Genomic DNA, 14,185 nt, shown 5'->3' on the forward strand with positions numbered 1-14,185 from the left:
TAGCTAGTAGTTGATGATCTACGCATCCCGTTCACCTACTAGTCACCGCATCGTTATGGGGTGACGCTGAAGGGTTGTGAATACGTGGCGCACGATGTCAGATCAGTCGAGGTCAAGAACCTACCGCTGCTGCGCAGCCTGGTCGGTCCTGAGCCCGAGAAGCTGATGACGGCTCGTAATCTGGCTCAAAGAATCGGCAAGCACCCGTCTTTCATCGGCCACCTCCTCAGTGGCGATCCCGATCGTTGCCGAACCTTCTCTATCGAAGTGGCGCAGGCGATTTCGGTGGCTCTCGGCGTGAAGATGTCGAATCTTTTTCAGCCCGCATCATCAATTACCAGACAACGACGTACCAACCAACAGGCGAGTTGATGTCCGATCTGATCACGGGCGAGATCACCGTCGGAATGGAACCGATCTTCGTACCCAAGAAGGTCGCCGCTGCGGCGCTGGGTGCGATCTCTCTGAACAAGCTCAATGAACTCATTAGGACAGGTCGTATCAATCCCCGAGTGTTAGACGGACGCGTGATGTTCACACCCGAGGAGTTGCGGAGATTTGCTGCCGAGCTGCCCTCTTGGGAGCCCCCAGAGAGTCGGGGGCACTGATGGCGCTGAAACTCGGTTCACTGTTTTCGGGCGCTGGAGGCCTGGATCTTGGTGTCACTTCCATCTTCGACGCTGAGACCGTCTGGATCTGCGAATTCAACAAAGACGCTCAGAAGGTGCTCGCGGCCCGCTTTCCGGGTTTACCCAACTTGATCGACGTGACCGCCGTGGACTGGACCACGGTCGAGGGTGTTGACATCCTGTGCGGCGGTTTTCCCTGCCAGGACGTGAGTTGCGCGGGTGTCCGCAAGGGGTTGACCGATGGAACGCGCTCGGGCCTGTGGTCCTACTTCGCCGAGGCCATCTCAGTGCTTCGCCCGAAGTTCGTCGTGATTGAGAACGTGAGGGGTCTACTCAGTGCAACCGCCGATCGCAACATGGAACCCAGCGACTCAGACCTGGGAGAAGACGCAGGACAGCCTTCACTCAACGCGGCCGGAGCCGTACTCGGAGACCTGGCCGGACTCGGGTATAACGCGAGCTGGCGGACTGTATCCGCGTCATGGTGGGGAGCCCCGCATCAGCGCGAACGAGTCTTCATCCTTGCCTATCGCGCCGACCTCACGGCGGCAGAAGTCGAAGAAGCAATCCGACCCGAATCAGGAGTCATTCCTGACCTGACCGGTATCGGCGACGGTGATCTACTGCCGACGCCCACCGCGGGGTACTACACCCGCGGGTCTAAGCATCTGATGCTGCCGTACGTCGCGCAGTACGCAACGGGACATGATCCGGTGCCGAATCGGCCAGACCTCAAGGGTCGGCCCGATCCGCTGCTGCCGACGCCCATTGCGCTCCAGAACAACACGCACAACAGCGCGGGCAAGCCGATGTTGACCGGGCTGGTCAAGGAGCTGTTCCCCACACCGCGGGTGAGCGACGGCAACGGTGGTGCGGGGCACCACGGCACCGGCGGACCTGATTTACGGACGGCCATCGATGACACGTTCGCGCTCATGCCCACGCCGATGGCTACAGACGGTGTTCGTAAGGGGTATCACCCGAATCGGCGTCGCGAAATCGGCATCGGTGTATCGATCGTTCAGATGATCGACCTCGCGGTCGCGTACAACGAACCCGAGTGGCACCAGTACGACCCCGCGGTGAAGCGGTGGGAAGCCCTCTTCCGACCCGCGCCATACCCCGTGGTCCCTGGTGGCGGGTCGCCGCAACTGAATCCGCGGTTCGCCGAGTGGATGATGGGCTGGCCGCTGGATTGGGTCAATATCGAAGGACTCTCACGGCGCGCGCAACTGCGCATCTGTGGCAATGGCGTGGTGCCGCAACAGGCAGCCGGCGCGCTGCGCTGGATGCTCAGTGACCTACTCGCAGAGCTGCATGCGTCGGTGGCGGCATGAGCACCGTTGACCAGTACATACCCGCGGTCGAGCTACTGGAGCCGCTAGGACTGACCTGGAGTCATCAGACCAACCTCTCTGGATTACTCGGGGCCAACGACGAGGGCAAGGACCTCGCGGCGATCGACCGGGCCGACCTCAAGGCATACCAGGTCGCCACCGCAGAAATGGAAATGGTCAGCATCCTTCCGACCTTCGTCCACGACCAGCTCGAAGCAATCGCGATTCCCGACCGAATCGTGTACTACCGCCACAACTTCTATCTGATGGGCATCGAGACGGGCGCGGAGGTTCATCGCTCGACGATCGCACTCATGGCGTTGGCCGCGCGAGGCAAGAGCTACGACCCCGCGGCTAAGAAGCGCATCAAGGGTCTACCGATGGACATCGACCGCGGGCTGATCGTGCACATCCCCGAGGGTGCGAAGAAGGCCACCGTGCACTGGGTCAACCTGCTACGCGGATGGGGCGATGTGTCGCTGGCACACCGGCTCTCTGAGCTTCGCAAGCGCACCATCAAGGACTACATCGCGCCCGTGCGGCGTCCCGACGACCGGCCCAAGAACGCTCAGGCGTACCGCCGTCGCGGCCAGTTCGACAACTTTTCAAACAGGACACGCAAGCGGTTCGACGTACTCGCGGCACGCGCGAAGGACATCGAAGAGCTGCGCGACGTGTACACGCGAGCGCACAAGAACATTGCGCTCACCCCCAGCTTCAAAGAGGCATGCAAACGACGGCTAGCGGAGCTGTCGGCCTCCTAGAAGGGCATCACAACAACGACACCAACGAATGGAAGGAATGAGATGTCATCCAAAGAAATGACTTTCGGCGACTACGCGTCCTGGCTGATGTTGGCCATGACCGGGCCGATCGTCGCGGCGGCGTACCTGATCCGAGTGGGGGCGTTCTGATGGACACCAACTACCCGACATACCCCAGCGGCACCATCGCGTACTGGGTATGCCCACGCAACGACAACCATGTCTCAGTACTGTTGCGAGACGCCAACGGCTGGAACCTTTCCGGGGTTGCTGAGCGTGGCAATTTCACCATGTTCATGGAGCCTCTTAAGTTGGGCCTCGCGCTGTTGACAGGTCATTCGATCCCGGTCATCAGCGACCAAGACTTCCATGAACTCCAGCAGGGACCCAAGCCGATGGTCGTGACCATCGTGCACATTCCCACCGCGCCGTTGATCACCGACGAGGACGAAGAGGTGGCCGACCATGCGTGAGTATTCCACGGGTTCAATGGTGTTCACCATCTGCCCGGACAACGACAACCACGCCGTTTTCGGTCTACGCGCCGAGGACGGCTGGTATCTCATGCAGGTCACCGAATCGAGCACGCTCAAGATCACCCAAGAGCCGTCCACCGACGAGGAGATAATGGGCGATCTGGATATGACGTGGATCGTCTGCCGCGACCCGTCGATGACGATCATCGGGCCGGATAAGACGCGGCCGGACGAGTGTCCCAGTGGGAGTATCATTTTCAGCCGGATGGATGATCATCCGTTCGCGATCGTCGCTGGCCTGAAAACGCTCGACGGCTGGGAATTCGCGCGTATCAACCCAGAAGGCAAGTTTGAGGCGATGGCGTTCATCCATCACCTGCTGACTCACCACTTGGGAATGAACGTCGGACTACCGCAGGACGAAAACGTCTTCGGTAGCGACAGTGTTGACCCGCGGTACGTGATCGGTGGCGACTGGACAATCGTCCACGTCCCCACGGTCGTCACCACCCCGGTATCGAAGGCGGCGGAGAACTAATGGACCTGATCGTGGTGGACCTAGAGACCACAGGTCTTGACACCGATGTTCACTCGATTCTGGAGGTGGCGGCGGTCAACGTCGCCACCGGCCAGGAACTCTACTTTGTGCCCTACATCAAGCCTGATCAGATGATGTTGGCCGACCCGGAAGCGTTGCGTATCAACAGGTATTACGAGCGCGGCGTGTTCCGCAAGATGCTCAAAAGTCCGGCCGACAACGTCCAAGCCTATCGCGAGCTGTTCGACATGCTGAAAGACAACAGGCTCGGCGGCGCTAACCCGCGGTTCGACGCCGACATGCTGGTCAGGGCGGCGGGCTACGCGGAGTCTTGGCACTACCGACTGGCCGATGTGTGCGCGTACGTCAGTGGCGCTCTGGGATTCGACCCGAGCGACATTCGCGGCCTGCACGACGTGTGTGTATCACTCTCGGTGGACACCGGCGCTGAGCACAGCGCCCTAGACGACGCCAGGGCGACCGCAGCATGCTTCCGGGCCGCCGCACTGGGACCACGGAGTCGATGATGGGAAGGCTCAAAGAGTGGTTCGGCCAACTCGTGCAACAGCTTCCGTCGCTAGACGTGGAGGCGCGCGTAGAGGTCGACAACTGGCTGACCGCAGGCAACAACCTGATCGTGGAGGCCGGGGCGCAGGACCATCAGTTGTTCCTGCGCATGAACGGTAGTGACTGGCCGCTGCGATCGGGCACGTACGCGCTGGTGACCAGTCAGGGTCGGCGGCTGCTGCTGTCAACGCACTGGGACGAAGTTGACGACTGGGCGGTCTACGTCGGCACCGAGACGGTAGACCAGCACGACACACCTCCGGTGTGGGACGTGAAGTTCCGCATCGTCCCCTTTCACCGAGTTAGGGACCCCCTGGTCATCATCGCCCTGGAGGACGGGGAGTTCCTGACGGACATTGAGGAGATCGCATGACACTCGCACTGGTCACCGACGACATGACGACAGGTGTTCTGAAAACCACTGATGGTGAGCGTAACTCGCGCAAAAAGCTGTACTGGAAACGTCGGCGAGAAGCGCTATCGGCCGTCGCGCTGGAACGCTTGGCAGATCTGGGCATTGCGTTCCCGGTGGTCGCGGGAACCATGACTATCCCCGAGGTTTGCGACTACTTCGGCATCAGCCGATCGACACTTACCAACATTGCCCGCCAGTACTACGAAGAGCTGATCGAGGTCGGTTACATGCCCGGCAGCGTGACACAGCCGACGCGGTACAGCGAGTTGGCGCTTGCGCATGTTGCGATGATCCTGCGACCCAGCACATCTGATCAGGCGATGATCATCCAGAAGGCGCTAGGCATCTACCGCGCACCTCGCGGAGCCGTCAAGGTGCACAACCAGAGCGGTGCTCACGTCAAGGTCTGCGGCCGCGTGCTCGATGAGGCATACAAGCTGATTAGTGAGATTCGCGAGGATGACCCCGAGGAGGTCTGGAAGGCGCTGGAGAAGCGCAATCGCCATGAGCTGCAAGTGCTCACGGTTGCGCTGGCGGCGCTCGTGCCGAATGACCGCGGCGGACTACGCGCCTGGCTGGCCGAAATCGGTCTGGGCATCCGCTCGGACGCTCAGAACAAGGCAGCGGTCGGACTGGCCAGCTTGGTCCCGAGTCGTCAGCAGGTGTCTGAGTGAACGAAGTCCCGGCGCGTCGCCGCGCGGTCTACGACGGTGACGCGCGCGAGGTTGCCAACACCCCCCAACTGCTGGGGCCATGCTCCCGTGGCATTTTCTGGCGACCCGTGTCAGCGGCGTACGACAGCGAAAACGACAACACCACAGTCGTATTCGCACCCGTACCGCGCGACGAGGTGATGGCGATTGCTGCCAAGCAGCTTGACGCGCATCGCGAGACGCTGATTGACCTCGCTGCCAGTGGGCTTCTCGACACCAAGGGGGCACGCAAGTGAGCGACCAGTTCACCAACGACATTCCACGCGATGGCTGGGGTCGCCCGAAGATCAAGCAGCCAGACGGCAAGCTCAAGGCCTACCGCCGTACCACCAAGTTCATCAACGTGCTCGAAGACACCTACAACCTGGAGAAGTGGAAGCTGCGCCAGGTGGCACTAGGCCTAGGGCAGCGTGAAGACCTGGTGCTGGCCGCTGCGTCTTGCACACAAGAGGACAAGGGGACGCTCAACGACGTAGCGCACAAGGCGATGGAGCACGCGCGGTCATCGTCTAAGTCGACCACCGGGACGGCGCTGCACAAGCTGTGCGAGCGCGTGGACCGCGGCGAGCCCCTGGGTTCCATACCGTCAGCGTTCGTTGGTGACATCGAGGCCTATGAGAAGTGTCGCGACGCCAACGGCTTGAAATACAAGCAGATCGAAATGATGCGCGTCCTGCATGACTGGCAGGTCGCCGGCACCCCAGACCGGGTGGGGGAGTACCAGGGGAAGCACTACATCATCGACGTGAAGACCGGAGACATCACCTGGTCTGAGCGTGAGATCTCGATGCAGCTCGGCGCGTACTCGCGCAGCACGGCATACACCGCTGACGGCGACCAGGTTGACGGCTTTGAGATCGACCAGGACCGCGCCATCGTCATTCATCTGCCATCCGGTCAGGGAAAGTGCGAATTGCACTGGGTAGACATCGCGCGCGGATGGAAGGCATGCCAGCTCGCCAAGCAGGTATGGGACTGGCGCAGCGAGAGCGGCCTGTTCGTCCCGCTCAGCGAGGACGATCCGCTGATCCCTCTCGCGCTGGCCTGCACCACCGTGGAAGAACTTCGCGACCTCTGGCAGACCGCCTACGAGGAAGACGCGATTGACGATGCGTTCAAGGTCGTCGTCAAGCGACGCCTAGCCGAACTCGGCGCGGCGTAATCACAGCAACGGCACTACCAACGAAAGGTACGAAATGAGCTGGCAGATGTGGACATTCATTGTCCTGGCGTTTATCGCGGTCCCGATCATCGGGGTCGGTCTGTGGATGCTGCGCAAGTCCGGCAGCGTCGGTCCCAAGCCTGAGAAGGATGGGCCCAATGACTATGACTACACGTACAAGCTGCGCGACTGGGGGAACCAAGCCGATCGCGTAGCCGAGAACCGCGGCACCTCGAAGATGACGATCATCGTCGGCACCGCCATTCTCGCGCTAGCGACGATCATCCTGGCTTTCGGATGCTTCACCATCGTTGCGACGCGCAGCGTCGGCATCGTGACCACGTTCGGAAAGCCTTCCGGGGCAACGCTCCAGAATGGGCTACACATCAAGGCACCCTGGTCGAACGTCACTGAGATGGATGGCGCGATTCAAAACGACGTGTTCAACGGTGACCACCGCGTGAAGATCCGCCTCGGCAACAACTCCACCGCTGACGCTGATGTCAACGTGCGCTGGCAGATCAAGGCTGACGCAGCCGATGTGCTCTTCGTCCAGTACAAGACGTTCGACAACGTGAAGTCCAACCTCGTCACTCGCTCACTCCAGTCCGCCATGAATGAGACCTTCGCGTCATTTGATCCTCTGACGCCCAAGAATGCCACCAATGGCGCTGACCTGGGCACTTTGTCGCGGGAAGTCCAGAAACGTCTGAACGACAAGATCAGCGCGCAAATCGAGGTGCTTGAGGTCAACGTGCCGATCATCGACTACGACCAGCAGACCGAAGACAAGATCAACCAGTTCAACGCCGAGAAGGCCAACACGGCAGTGGCAGAACAGGCCAAGCAGACGGCACAGGCGCAGGCCGACGCCAACAAGATCCTGGCGTCGTCGGTGTCCAACGATCCGAACGTCATCATCATGTACTGCATCCAGAAGTCGCTGGAGAAGGGGCAGCCCACCGCTGGCTGCTGGCCGATCAACGGCGCCATACCGACCGTGCCCGTCCGATGATCACCCTTGACGAGTACCAGCGCCGAGCGGCTGAAACGGCCATCTACCCGGATGCTGGAGACGCGGACAGCGCCAACGGATTGGCCTATGTCGCGCTGGGTCTCGCTGGCGAGGCCGGTGAGATCGCGAACAAGGCCAAGAAAGTGCTACGCGACGACGCTGGCGTGATCACCGATGAGGCGCGGATGCGCATCATCTTCGAGCTGGGCGATGTGCTCTGGTATGTCGCCCAGACGGCGACCCAGCTCGGCGCTGATCTTGAGTCGATCGCGGGCATCAACATTGCCAAACTGGCCTCACGGACTGAGCGTGGCACGCTGCAAGGGTCCGGTGATTCGCGATGAAGAAAAAGCGGCTGCTGCGCCTGGTCGCCAGCGAGCGCGAGCGCGCCGACAAGGCGGCGCAGACGATCGAACGGCTCACCCGAGATGGCGAACAGAATCGCCAGAACCACAAGGAGACTCGCGAGAAGCTACAGCGCACGATGGGGGTCATTCGCAAGGCTGAACGCGCGGCGGCGTATCTCACGCTACCCGAGTTCGGTTCCATCCCCTACTGCCCGATGTGCGACGAGAGGCTTGAAGATATTCAGGTTCACCTCGTCGGATGGACCCAGCCTGACACGCCATTCACGAGGTCATACAGCGTGCCCACAAGCGGCGGCAGCCCTTATCTGCCTACCGGGTTCGTGCAATACACCGAATGGTTCGGCACTGTCGAGAGCGTGAACGAGAACGCTGACACACCAGCGCATCTGGTCTATCAGTGCGGTTGCGGCTATGTCTTCCGTACGAAGACGCGCGAGGACACACCGAGGGCGGTCATCACATGACCACCCACAAACGCTACGGCTACAGAGATAGGTATGACCGCGTGACCGGAGACGACGCACAGGCGCGACGCCTGAATGCTCAGATAGCGATGATCAGGCGCGCTCGCGAAACCGGGTTCCACATCACCGAGGTCGAGGCCAACCTGGCGGGCTTGCAGTTCAAGCCGCTCGACACCAAGCCGTAACCGGCTGCGCCGGAACGGGATACGTGCGCCGCGCGTATCAACTACCAGGAATGAAAGGATCAACCAATGAGTGATGACCTATTCGACGGTCCGGGCTCGGCCGATGTCATCAACTGGGAGGACCTGGAGAAGCGATTGTTGCTTGTCCAGCCTCTTGAGCTGAAGGTTGGAGTGCCGACCAAGAATTACGGCCCGAAGGACGCCATCGAGGCCAACGTTCACGTGCTGGACGGCCCGGAGGCTGGCTCGGTGTACCGCAACGGGTACGTCTTCCCGCTGGTGCTGCAAGGTCAGATCAAGAGCAACATCGGAACTGGCCGTTTCAACCTTGGTCGCCTCGGCAAGGGTGTGCCCAAGCCGGGCCAGAAGCCGCCCTGGACACTGAGCGAGCCGACCGAGGATGAGAAGGCGCTGGCGCGAAAGTATCTCGCTAGCGACAAGTTCCAGCAGAACATGGCCGCACCTGTCGCCGCGGCATCCGCACCTGCGAATGACCCATGGTCGAACAACAGCGCGGAACCACCGTTCTGATAAGCGGCCGAGGCTAGAAGCGGATCAACCCCCGCCCGATCTGCTCGTCTCGGCAGGCGCTCCGCTCCCGGTCCCTACCGCAACGATTGGTTTCAGGTCCCAATCGTTGGCGTCGGGGGCGGAGCGCCACCCCCAAACCTACTGACACAACACGACAATCACGCGGAGAGTGAAATGAGCGCGCCAGCACCGGCCTGCAAGTGCGGTCACGACGATGACACGCACGTCGCCGGATTCGGTCAGTGCCTCGGTTGCACGCACTGCCCCGACATCCCGCACAACGCGAAATCCGGACATGTCTACGAGCGCTGCCTATGCACCGAGTTCAAGCGCGACGATGAGAGCGCCGGCCAGACGGAGCGACTGATGGGAATGCAGGGGTGAGCGCCAAGACTATCCGCGCGCGCGAGATCGCCAATGAGGTTCGCAACGACGCCGCGACTGATGTCAAGAACTTCGACGGCCGTGAGCTGACTGGGCGACTGGTCGGCGAAATCAATGGCAATACCAACGGTCTCATCGTCGGTCTGGCCAATTGTATAGAGACGTTGGCGACCGAGATCGAGCGGCTTGAGAATCGGATGCCCCCTCAACAGGGGTGGTGGTGATGTTCACCTATTCCACATGCGTCACGTGCAACACGATCATGATCGTTACAGACCACGACCAGCGTCAGCACCCGGAGTGTGCAGAGAACGCGCCAGCACCAACCCTGACGCGTGTGGAACAGTTGACCGAAAAGCTGCGCGCGACGGTCCATGTGGGCGACCAGCATGAGCTGGAGGCGCGAATAGAGGCTGAGCTGAAAACAATCGATGAGCAGCCTCCAGCGCTGGGGCTTTCGGCGCTTTTCTACGCCACCGAGTACGGCTGGCCCGTGTTCCCACTGGAGGTGGGCGGGAAGCGGCCAGCGATCGCGAAAAAAGACGGCGGGAACGGTTTCAAGGATGCGACGACCGACCCTGAGCGCATCAAGAAGTTCTGGACCAAACACCCGCTATGCAACATCGGCATACCGACCGGCATCCACTTCGATGTGATCGATGTAGACGTGCCTGATGGTTGGTTGTCGTTGCGCGACATGCTTAATGAGGATCGCGTACCGGATGTTCATGGCCGCGTGGCCACCTCATCTGGTGGCGTGCACCTACTCATCGAACCCACTGGCGACGGCAACTCAGCACGCATCGCACCCGGTATCGACTACCGCGGCGCGGGTGGCTATGTCGTCGCGCCACCCTCACGAATAGACCCCCAGCACCGCTGGTCGTGGACGGTCAAGCCGTCACCGAAAGTAAAGGGAGAGAGAAACAATGAATGAATCAACTAACACCCATGAAGACCCCATCGTGAAGCATGTGGACTCTGAAGTCCTGCTAGACATCTGGCTCGATGGATTCTCCAGTGGCATGGCGACTTTGATCCTGAACGCGGCCGAGGGGCACGATGACGCGCCACCTGAGATGGTGCAGGACGCCATGGTTCAGAGAATCGTCGGAGAAATCATGAGCGACCCGGCGGCGATGGAGACAGCGCGTCAGAAGATCTTTGCGCGTGTGCTCGGTGCTCCGCAGTTCGGGACCATCAAGCTCGACCTCGCGCGCATGGACCCCGATAAGTCATAGCTCCATATCAACTACCAGGCAATGAATCAACAATCATAACAACGAAACTGGAGATAATGATGAAGCACTGGATCTACAAATTCCTGGGCATTCGAGTACGGGAGTACGACGAGACGCCCGCCTACACGGCGACCGTCAAGCGTCTCGGATTCAACCCGGAGACGCTGGTCTGGGTGGTGTCGGCATGACCTACCTACCGGTCACCGAAGAGGACCAAGCCTGGCAGGAGACGGTCGGCGAGTCGCTGAACGCGATGATAAAAGAGCATCGCGACATGGTGCGAGAGCATGGCACCCCGCCGCTGAAACTCCTGGCGGGCCTGCTGAACACGGCAGTCAAGACGTTCGGTACCGAGGACTTTCTGAGGATCGAAGATCTTATCGATCTCTTCGTCATCGCGCTTGATCGACTTGCGCAACAAGAGGTGTCGTGACCATGGACGGAATGGATGTGACACCGGTTCTCGCCGGGATGATTGACACCTGGCCCCAAGAGGTTGGCGATGAACTCGATGAGATGATCGACGACCATGTTGAGCTGGTCGGACAGGTCACGCCTCATCGCGGCGTGGCACTGGTCAACATCGCAGCGAAATTCGCGGCGATGCACGAGAAGGCCGAAGTTGGCGAGATCAACGAACTCGTCAGCCTTCTCGTGCTCGCAATCGACCGTCTGGCACAACAGCGGGAGGCGTCATGACGCACCCGTTCACGCCCGTACAAGAGGCCGAAGCGATCGCCTGGTACGCGAAAGTTGGTGCGGAGCTTGATGTGATGCTTGCTTCGCAGCCGGAAACCGGGCCACTTCCCGCGAAGTTCATCGCCGGGGTGATGGCGCTTGGGGCGTCGATGAGGCCAGAACTGAAAATGGAGAACCTCATCGACCTACTGGTCGTCGCGGTAGATCGTCTCGCGCAGCAGCGAAGTACGACTGATGGCTAACCCGGAGCGCACTGTCTACAGCTTTCCCGGCACTCCGTGGGTGTATCTCGTCGCGATATGTCACGACTGCGGCGAAAGGGTGGCGTTCGCTGGCCCCTCGGCGTCACGTGCGCGCGACGATTGGATGAGCAGTCACACCGACGAAAATCCAACACACCAAATCACGATAGCGGTTGAAGTGCATACAACTTCGGCGCGCGTCGAATGCACGATGGTGAGCTTTCAGGGAGTGGAGGCAAGGAGATGAACACAGGACCGACCAACAAACGCTGGCTACGAAAGCTGATACGGCGCGAGCCACATCAGCTCATCTACAACAGCTACGGCGAGCTGTATCTGAAACGGTGGTATGTCATTCCGCGCAACCCGCTGCTGAATGTGTACGTCCATCAGTTCATTCACAGTGACGACGATCGCGCACCACACGACCATCCCTGGTGGTTCGTCTCATGGGTGCTCAAGGGTCACTACTTCGAGCACACCGACACTGGAGTGATCCGGCGCGAGCGTTGGTCGTGGGCGTTTCGGCGAGCCGTCCATCGCCATCGCGTAGAGCTGCCGTCTGAGCCGACCTGGAACTTTGATCGTGATGAGTGGCAAGAGGTTCCAGCATGGACGCTGCTCATCACCGGCCGGCGCGTGCGCCAGTGGGGATTCTGGTGCCCGACGCGGTACACAGTAGGACTGGAGCCGTATAACTCAGCTGCACGCTTCGTCCCGTGGCAGGACTTCGGCGTGGGTGGGTGCGGTGAGTAGCCCATGCCTGGTACATCACGCGGCCGTGGCCGCGGTCATCGCTATCCCGATCGCAGCAGTGGCGTACGTCGCCCTGTTCTGGGAGCCACCGCTACGGATACTCCCCAACTTCAGTGGCATCTATGCGAGAGATGCGACAAGCCATTCAGACACCCCAATATCAGAGCAAGGCTCTGCTATCTCTGCAATGAATCACAACGAAAGGTGTACGGAGACAGTGAAAACAACCATTGAACGCCTACGCGTCGAACGTGAAGGTGTCGTGAACTACCTGCGGAGCCTCGATGCCGAGATTGAGCGCGAGGAAATGTCAGGCATGCCGGTCGAGCCGAGCGAGCCATTCGCGGTCGTCGCGTTCATCAAGGTTCGCGAGGATGACCAGCAGCCGTTGAACTACGCGGCCATTCGCAACGGCGACAGGTGGGTGCTCACGCAGGACTCACGATCCAACTACCCGCAGCGCTCGCGCTGCTGGGATGAACTTATGCGATGGATCGGGCCGGACGAATGGCCGAACGTCCGCGTGCTGGCCGAGAAGCGCGACAACCCGGTGAACAGTGATCAGATCGTGAACTATCACGTGAACGGTCACGTCTCCGACATTGATGGATGGCTGAGTAAACGTGACAACCAACTAAGGAGTCAACAGCTATGAGGATGAAGCGCGCCTTGCTGATTCAGGCAATAGATGATGCGCTCAAGGCCCACGAGGACGACAAAGACCGGTACTCGCGTGAGGTCAAGGAATGGAATACGAGACGAGAGGGGCGCTGGTATGCGCAGTCTCAGCCGCGCTGGAGAGCGCTGCGCGACATGATCACTCAGAAGATCCGTCACAACGAGACGATCACAAACGCGGAGATCGAGCGAGCTATGGGTGCCAGCAATCTCCGTGATCACGCCTGGTACAAGGACAAGGTGCCGCTCAACGATGCTGTTCCACGCGTGCGGCCCGTGGACGTTGTCAGCCTGACCGCACTCCGGCGCACGCTCGAAGCGATCGCCGAGGACGAGGTGAGTAGCGCTCAGCTTGAACGTCTGGGATTCCGCAAGCTGTACGACGTGTTCAGGGCCGCGGCTGGCGTCTGATGTTCGTCCTGCGAATGTGGTGGCACTCGTTCCGCGGTCACCGCGTACTCGGCGAGACAGCCGGGCGCGGTGACCGCGCGGCGTTCGCGTGCTCATGTGGACGCGTATGGGAGCTGTAGTGCGCCCGTGTGGCGCACAATGAGAGGCAATCACAACACACCCGAGGAGTGCCATGGGTTCGGAAACCGACCTGATCAGCATGATCGAGACGACAATTACCGGGCACTGGCCAGACAAACAACAGGACACCGAGGGCGAGCCGACGCTGAGAACAGTTGCCACGGACATCGCCCGAGCGGTTCTCTATGCCGCTTTCCCGCAGCGTGTTCTAAACGGCCCGGACCCGAGCCGGCCGATCGACTGGGGCGAGGCCATGCGCGGCGGTATCACCGTCGTGGACGAGTCGCCCACCGTCAAATACGTGCACACCATCCATGCGCCGCAATCGATCGTGGATCGCCTGATCGCCGGTGAGGACATGCTGGAGATGACGCGCGAAGAGTTCTTTGACGCCCCCGGTGAATGGACAGCCCTGGGTGTAGATGCCGACACGGCGCAGCGTTTCGCGGCCATTGGGTCGGCGGCCGAAGATGGTCCGTGGATCTAGTCC

General features: G+C 60.6%; 28 protein-coding genes. All 28 read left to right on the plus strand.

Going from position 1 to position 14,185, the window contains the following annotated elements; genetic code table 11:
• The first annotated feature begins 60 nt into the window (after positions 1-60).
• A complete protein-coding gene (locus tag BB28_RS07485; RefSeq protein WP_052740126.1) occupies positions 61-372 on the plus strand; it encodes a helix-turn-helix domain-containing protein in 312 nt (103 codons plus the stop codon).
• Positions 372-608 (plus strand): MerR family transcriptional regulator, encoded by a 237-nt coding sequence (locus BB28_RS07490; protein ID WP_225422005.1) that lies wholly within the window; start codon positions 372-374, stop codon positions 606-608. The genes BB28_RS07485 and BB28_RS07490 overlap by 1 nt, the downstream gene beginning before the upstream one ends.
• Entirely contained in the window at positions 608-1,966 is a 1,359-nt protein-coding gene (locus BB28_RS07495; RefSeq protein WP_109550621.1) for a DNA cytosine methyltransferase, read from the plus strand. Before BB28_RS07490 ends, BB28_RS07495 begins: the two co-directional genes overlap by 1 nt.
• Complete coding sequence (locus tag BB28_RS07500; protein ID WP_046253038.1) at positions 1,963-2,730, plus strand: hypothetical protein; 768 nt, start codon at positions 1,963-1,965, stop codon at positions 2,728-2,730. Before BB28_RS07495 ends, BB28_RS07500 begins: the two co-directional genes overlap by 4 nt.
• A 149-nt stretch (positions 2,731-2,879) precedes the next feature.
• Positions 2,880-3,203: a hypothetical protein gene (locus tag BB28_RS07505; RefSeq protein ID WP_046253039.1), complete on the plus strand. Its 324-nt coding sequence runs from the start codon at positions 2,880-2,882 to the stop codon at positions 3,201-3,203.
• A complete protein-coding gene (locus tag BB28_RS07510; RefSeq protein ID WP_046253040.1) occupies positions 3,196-3,744 on the plus strand; it encodes a hypothetical protein in 549 nt (182 codons plus the stop codon). The genes BB28_RS07505 and BB28_RS07510 overlap by 8 nt, the downstream gene beginning before the upstream one ends.
• Positions 3,744-4,271, plus strand: coding sequence for a 3'-5' exonuclease (locus BB28_RS07515; RefSeq protein WP_046253041.1), 528 nt, complete (start codon positions 3,744-3,746; stop codon positions 4,269-4,271). Before BB28_RS07510 ends, BB28_RS07515 begins: the two co-directional genes overlap by 1 nt.
• Complete coding sequence (locus BB28_RS07520; RefSeq protein ID WP_046253042.1) at positions 4,271-4,684, plus strand: hypothetical protein; 414 nt, start codon at positions 4,271-4,273, stop codon at positions 4,682-4,684. The genes BB28_RS07515 and BB28_RS07520 overlap by 1 nt, the downstream gene beginning before the upstream one ends.
• Positions 4,681-5,400, plus strand: a complete 720-nt coding sequence (locus BB28_RS07525) for a hypothetical protein (protein ID WP_046253043.1) — start codon at positions 4,681-4,683, stop codon at positions 5,398-5,400. Before BB28_RS07520 ends, BB28_RS07525 begins: the two co-directional genes overlap by 4 nt.
• On the plus strand, positions 5,397-5,675 hold the full coding sequence (locus tag BB28_RS07530) for a hypothetical protein (RefSeq protein ID WP_046253044.1): 279 nt from the start codon (positions 5,397-5,399) through the stop codon (positions 5,673-5,675). Before BB28_RS07525 ends, BB28_RS07530 begins: the two co-directional genes overlap by 4 nt.
• Positions 5,672-6,601, plus strand: a complete 930-nt coding sequence (locus BB28_RS07535) for a hypothetical protein (RefSeq protein ID WP_046253045.1) — start codon at positions 5,672-5,674, stop codon at positions 6,599-6,601. The genes BB28_RS07530 and BB28_RS07535 overlap by 4 nt, the downstream gene beginning before the upstream one ends.
• 34 nt (positions 6,602-6,635) lie before the next feature.
• A complete protein-coding gene (locus BB28_RS07540) occupies positions 6,636-7,616 on the plus strand; it encodes an SPFH domain-containing protein (protein ID WP_225422006.1) in 981 nt (326 codons plus the stop codon).
• Positions 7,613-7,960 carry a nucleoside triphosphate pyrophosphohydrolase family protein gene (locus BB28_RS07545; RefSeq protein ID WP_201257830.1) on the plus strand — a complete coding sequence of 116 codons (348 nt, stop codon included), beginning with the start codon at positions 7,613-7,615 and terminating at the stop codon, positions 7,958-7,960. Before BB28_RS07540 ends, BB28_RS07545 begins: the two co-directional genes overlap by 4 nt.
• Positions 7,957-8,448: a hypothetical protein gene (locus BB28_RS07550; protein ID WP_046253046.1), complete on the plus strand. Its 492-nt coding sequence runs from the start codon at positions 7,957-7,959 to the stop codon at positions 8,446-8,448. The genes BB28_RS07545 and BB28_RS07550 overlap by 4 nt, the downstream gene beginning before the upstream one ends.
• A gap of 41 nt (positions 8,449-8,489) precedes the next feature.
• A complete protein-coding gene (locus BB28_RS07555) occupies positions 8,490-8,633 on the plus strand; it encodes a hypothetical protein (protein ID WP_157889427.1) in 144 nt (47 codons plus the stop codon).
• Between the two features lie 66 nt (positions 8,634-8,699).
• Complete coding sequence (locus BB28_RS07560) at positions 8,700-9,164, plus strand: hypothetical protein (protein ID WP_046253048.1); 465 nt, start codon at positions 8,700-8,702, stop codon at positions 9,162-9,164.
• Positions 9,165-9,338: 174 nt separating this feature from the next.
• The gene (locus BB28_RS07565) at positions 9,339-9,548 is read left to right on the plus strand and encodes a hypothetical protein (protein ID WP_046253049.1); all 210 of its coding nucleotides are present in this window, start codon (positions 9,339-9,341) and stop codon (positions 9,546-9,548) included.
• The gene (locus BB28_RS07570) at positions 9,545-9,772 is read left to right on the plus strand and encodes a hypothetical protein (protein WP_046253050.1); all 228 of its coding nucleotides are present in this window, start codon (positions 9,545-9,547) and stop codon (positions 9,770-9,772) included. The genes BB28_RS07565 and BB28_RS07570 overlap by 4 nt, the downstream gene beginning before the upstream one ends.
• Positions 9,772-10,485: a bifunctional DNA primase/polymerase gene (locus tag BB28_RS07575; protein ID WP_126315374.1), complete on the plus strand. Its 714-nt coding sequence runs from the start codon at positions 9,772-9,774 to the stop codon at positions 10,483-10,485. Before BB28_RS07570 ends, BB28_RS07575 begins: the two co-directional genes overlap by 1 nt.
• Complete coding sequence (locus BB28_RS07580) at positions 10,478-10,789, plus strand: hypothetical protein (protein ID WP_046253051.1); 312 nt, start codon at positions 10,478-10,480, stop codon at positions 10,787-10,789. Before BB28_RS07575 ends, BB28_RS07580 begins: the two co-directional genes overlap by 8 nt.
• A gap of 56 nt (positions 10,790-10,845) precedes the next feature.
• Positions 10,846-10,977: a hypothetical protein gene (locus BB28_RS25635; protein ID WP_263854198.1), complete on the plus strand. Its 132-nt coding sequence runs from the start codon at positions 10,846-10,848 to the stop codon at positions 10,975-10,977.
• Positions 10,974-11,222 carry a hypothetical protein gene (locus BB28_RS07585; RefSeq protein ID WP_046253052.1) on the plus strand — a complete coding sequence of 83 codons (249 nt, stop codon included), beginning with the start codon at positions 10,974-10,976 and terminating at the stop codon, positions 11,220-11,222. Before BB28_RS25635 ends, BB28_RS07585 begins: the two co-directional genes overlap by 4 nt.
• A 2-nt stretch (positions 11,223-11,224) precedes the next feature.
• Entirely contained in the window at positions 11,225-11,488 is a 264-nt protein-coding gene (locus BB28_RS07590; RefSeq protein ID WP_046253053.1) for a hypothetical protein, read from the plus strand.
• A complete protein-coding gene (locus BB28_RS07595; RefSeq protein ID WP_046253054.1) occupies positions 11,485-11,730 on the plus strand; it encodes a hypothetical protein in 246 nt (81 codons plus the stop codon). The genes BB28_RS07590 and BB28_RS07595 overlap by 4 nt, the downstream gene beginning before the upstream one ends.
• A 243-nt stretch (positions 11,731-11,973) precedes the next feature.
• Positions 11,974-12,486, plus strand: a complete 513-nt coding sequence (locus BB28_RS07600) for a hypothetical protein (protein ID WP_046255631.1) — start codon at positions 11,974-11,976, stop codon at positions 12,484-12,486.
• A 217-nt stretch (positions 12,487-12,703) separates the two neighbouring features.
• Complete coding sequence (locus BB28_RS07605; protein WP_064393431.1) at positions 12,704-13,141, plus strand: hypothetical protein; 438 nt, start codon at positions 12,704-12,706, stop codon at positions 13,139-13,141.
• Positions 13,138-13,575 (plus strand): hypothetical protein, encoded by a 438-nt coding sequence (locus tag BB28_RS07610; protein WP_126315375.1) that lies wholly within the window; start codon positions 13,138-13,140, stop codon positions 13,573-13,575. Before BB28_RS07605 ends, BB28_RS07610 begins: the two co-directional genes overlap by 4 nt.
• 172 nt (positions 13,576-13,747) lie before the next feature.
• Positions 13,748-14,182, plus strand: coding sequence for a hypothetical protein (locus BB28_RS07615; RefSeq protein ID WP_046253057.1), 435 nt, complete (start codon positions 13,748-13,750; stop codon positions 14,180-14,182).
• The last annotated feature ends 3 nt before the right edge of the window (positions 14,183-14,185 follow it).

This window comes from Mycobacteroides chelonae CCUG 47445 (assembly GCF_001632805.1).
Classification (GTDB): domain Bacteria; phylum Actinomycetota; class Actinomycetes; order Mycobacteriales; family Mycobacteriaceae; genus Mycobacterium; species Mycobacterium chelonae.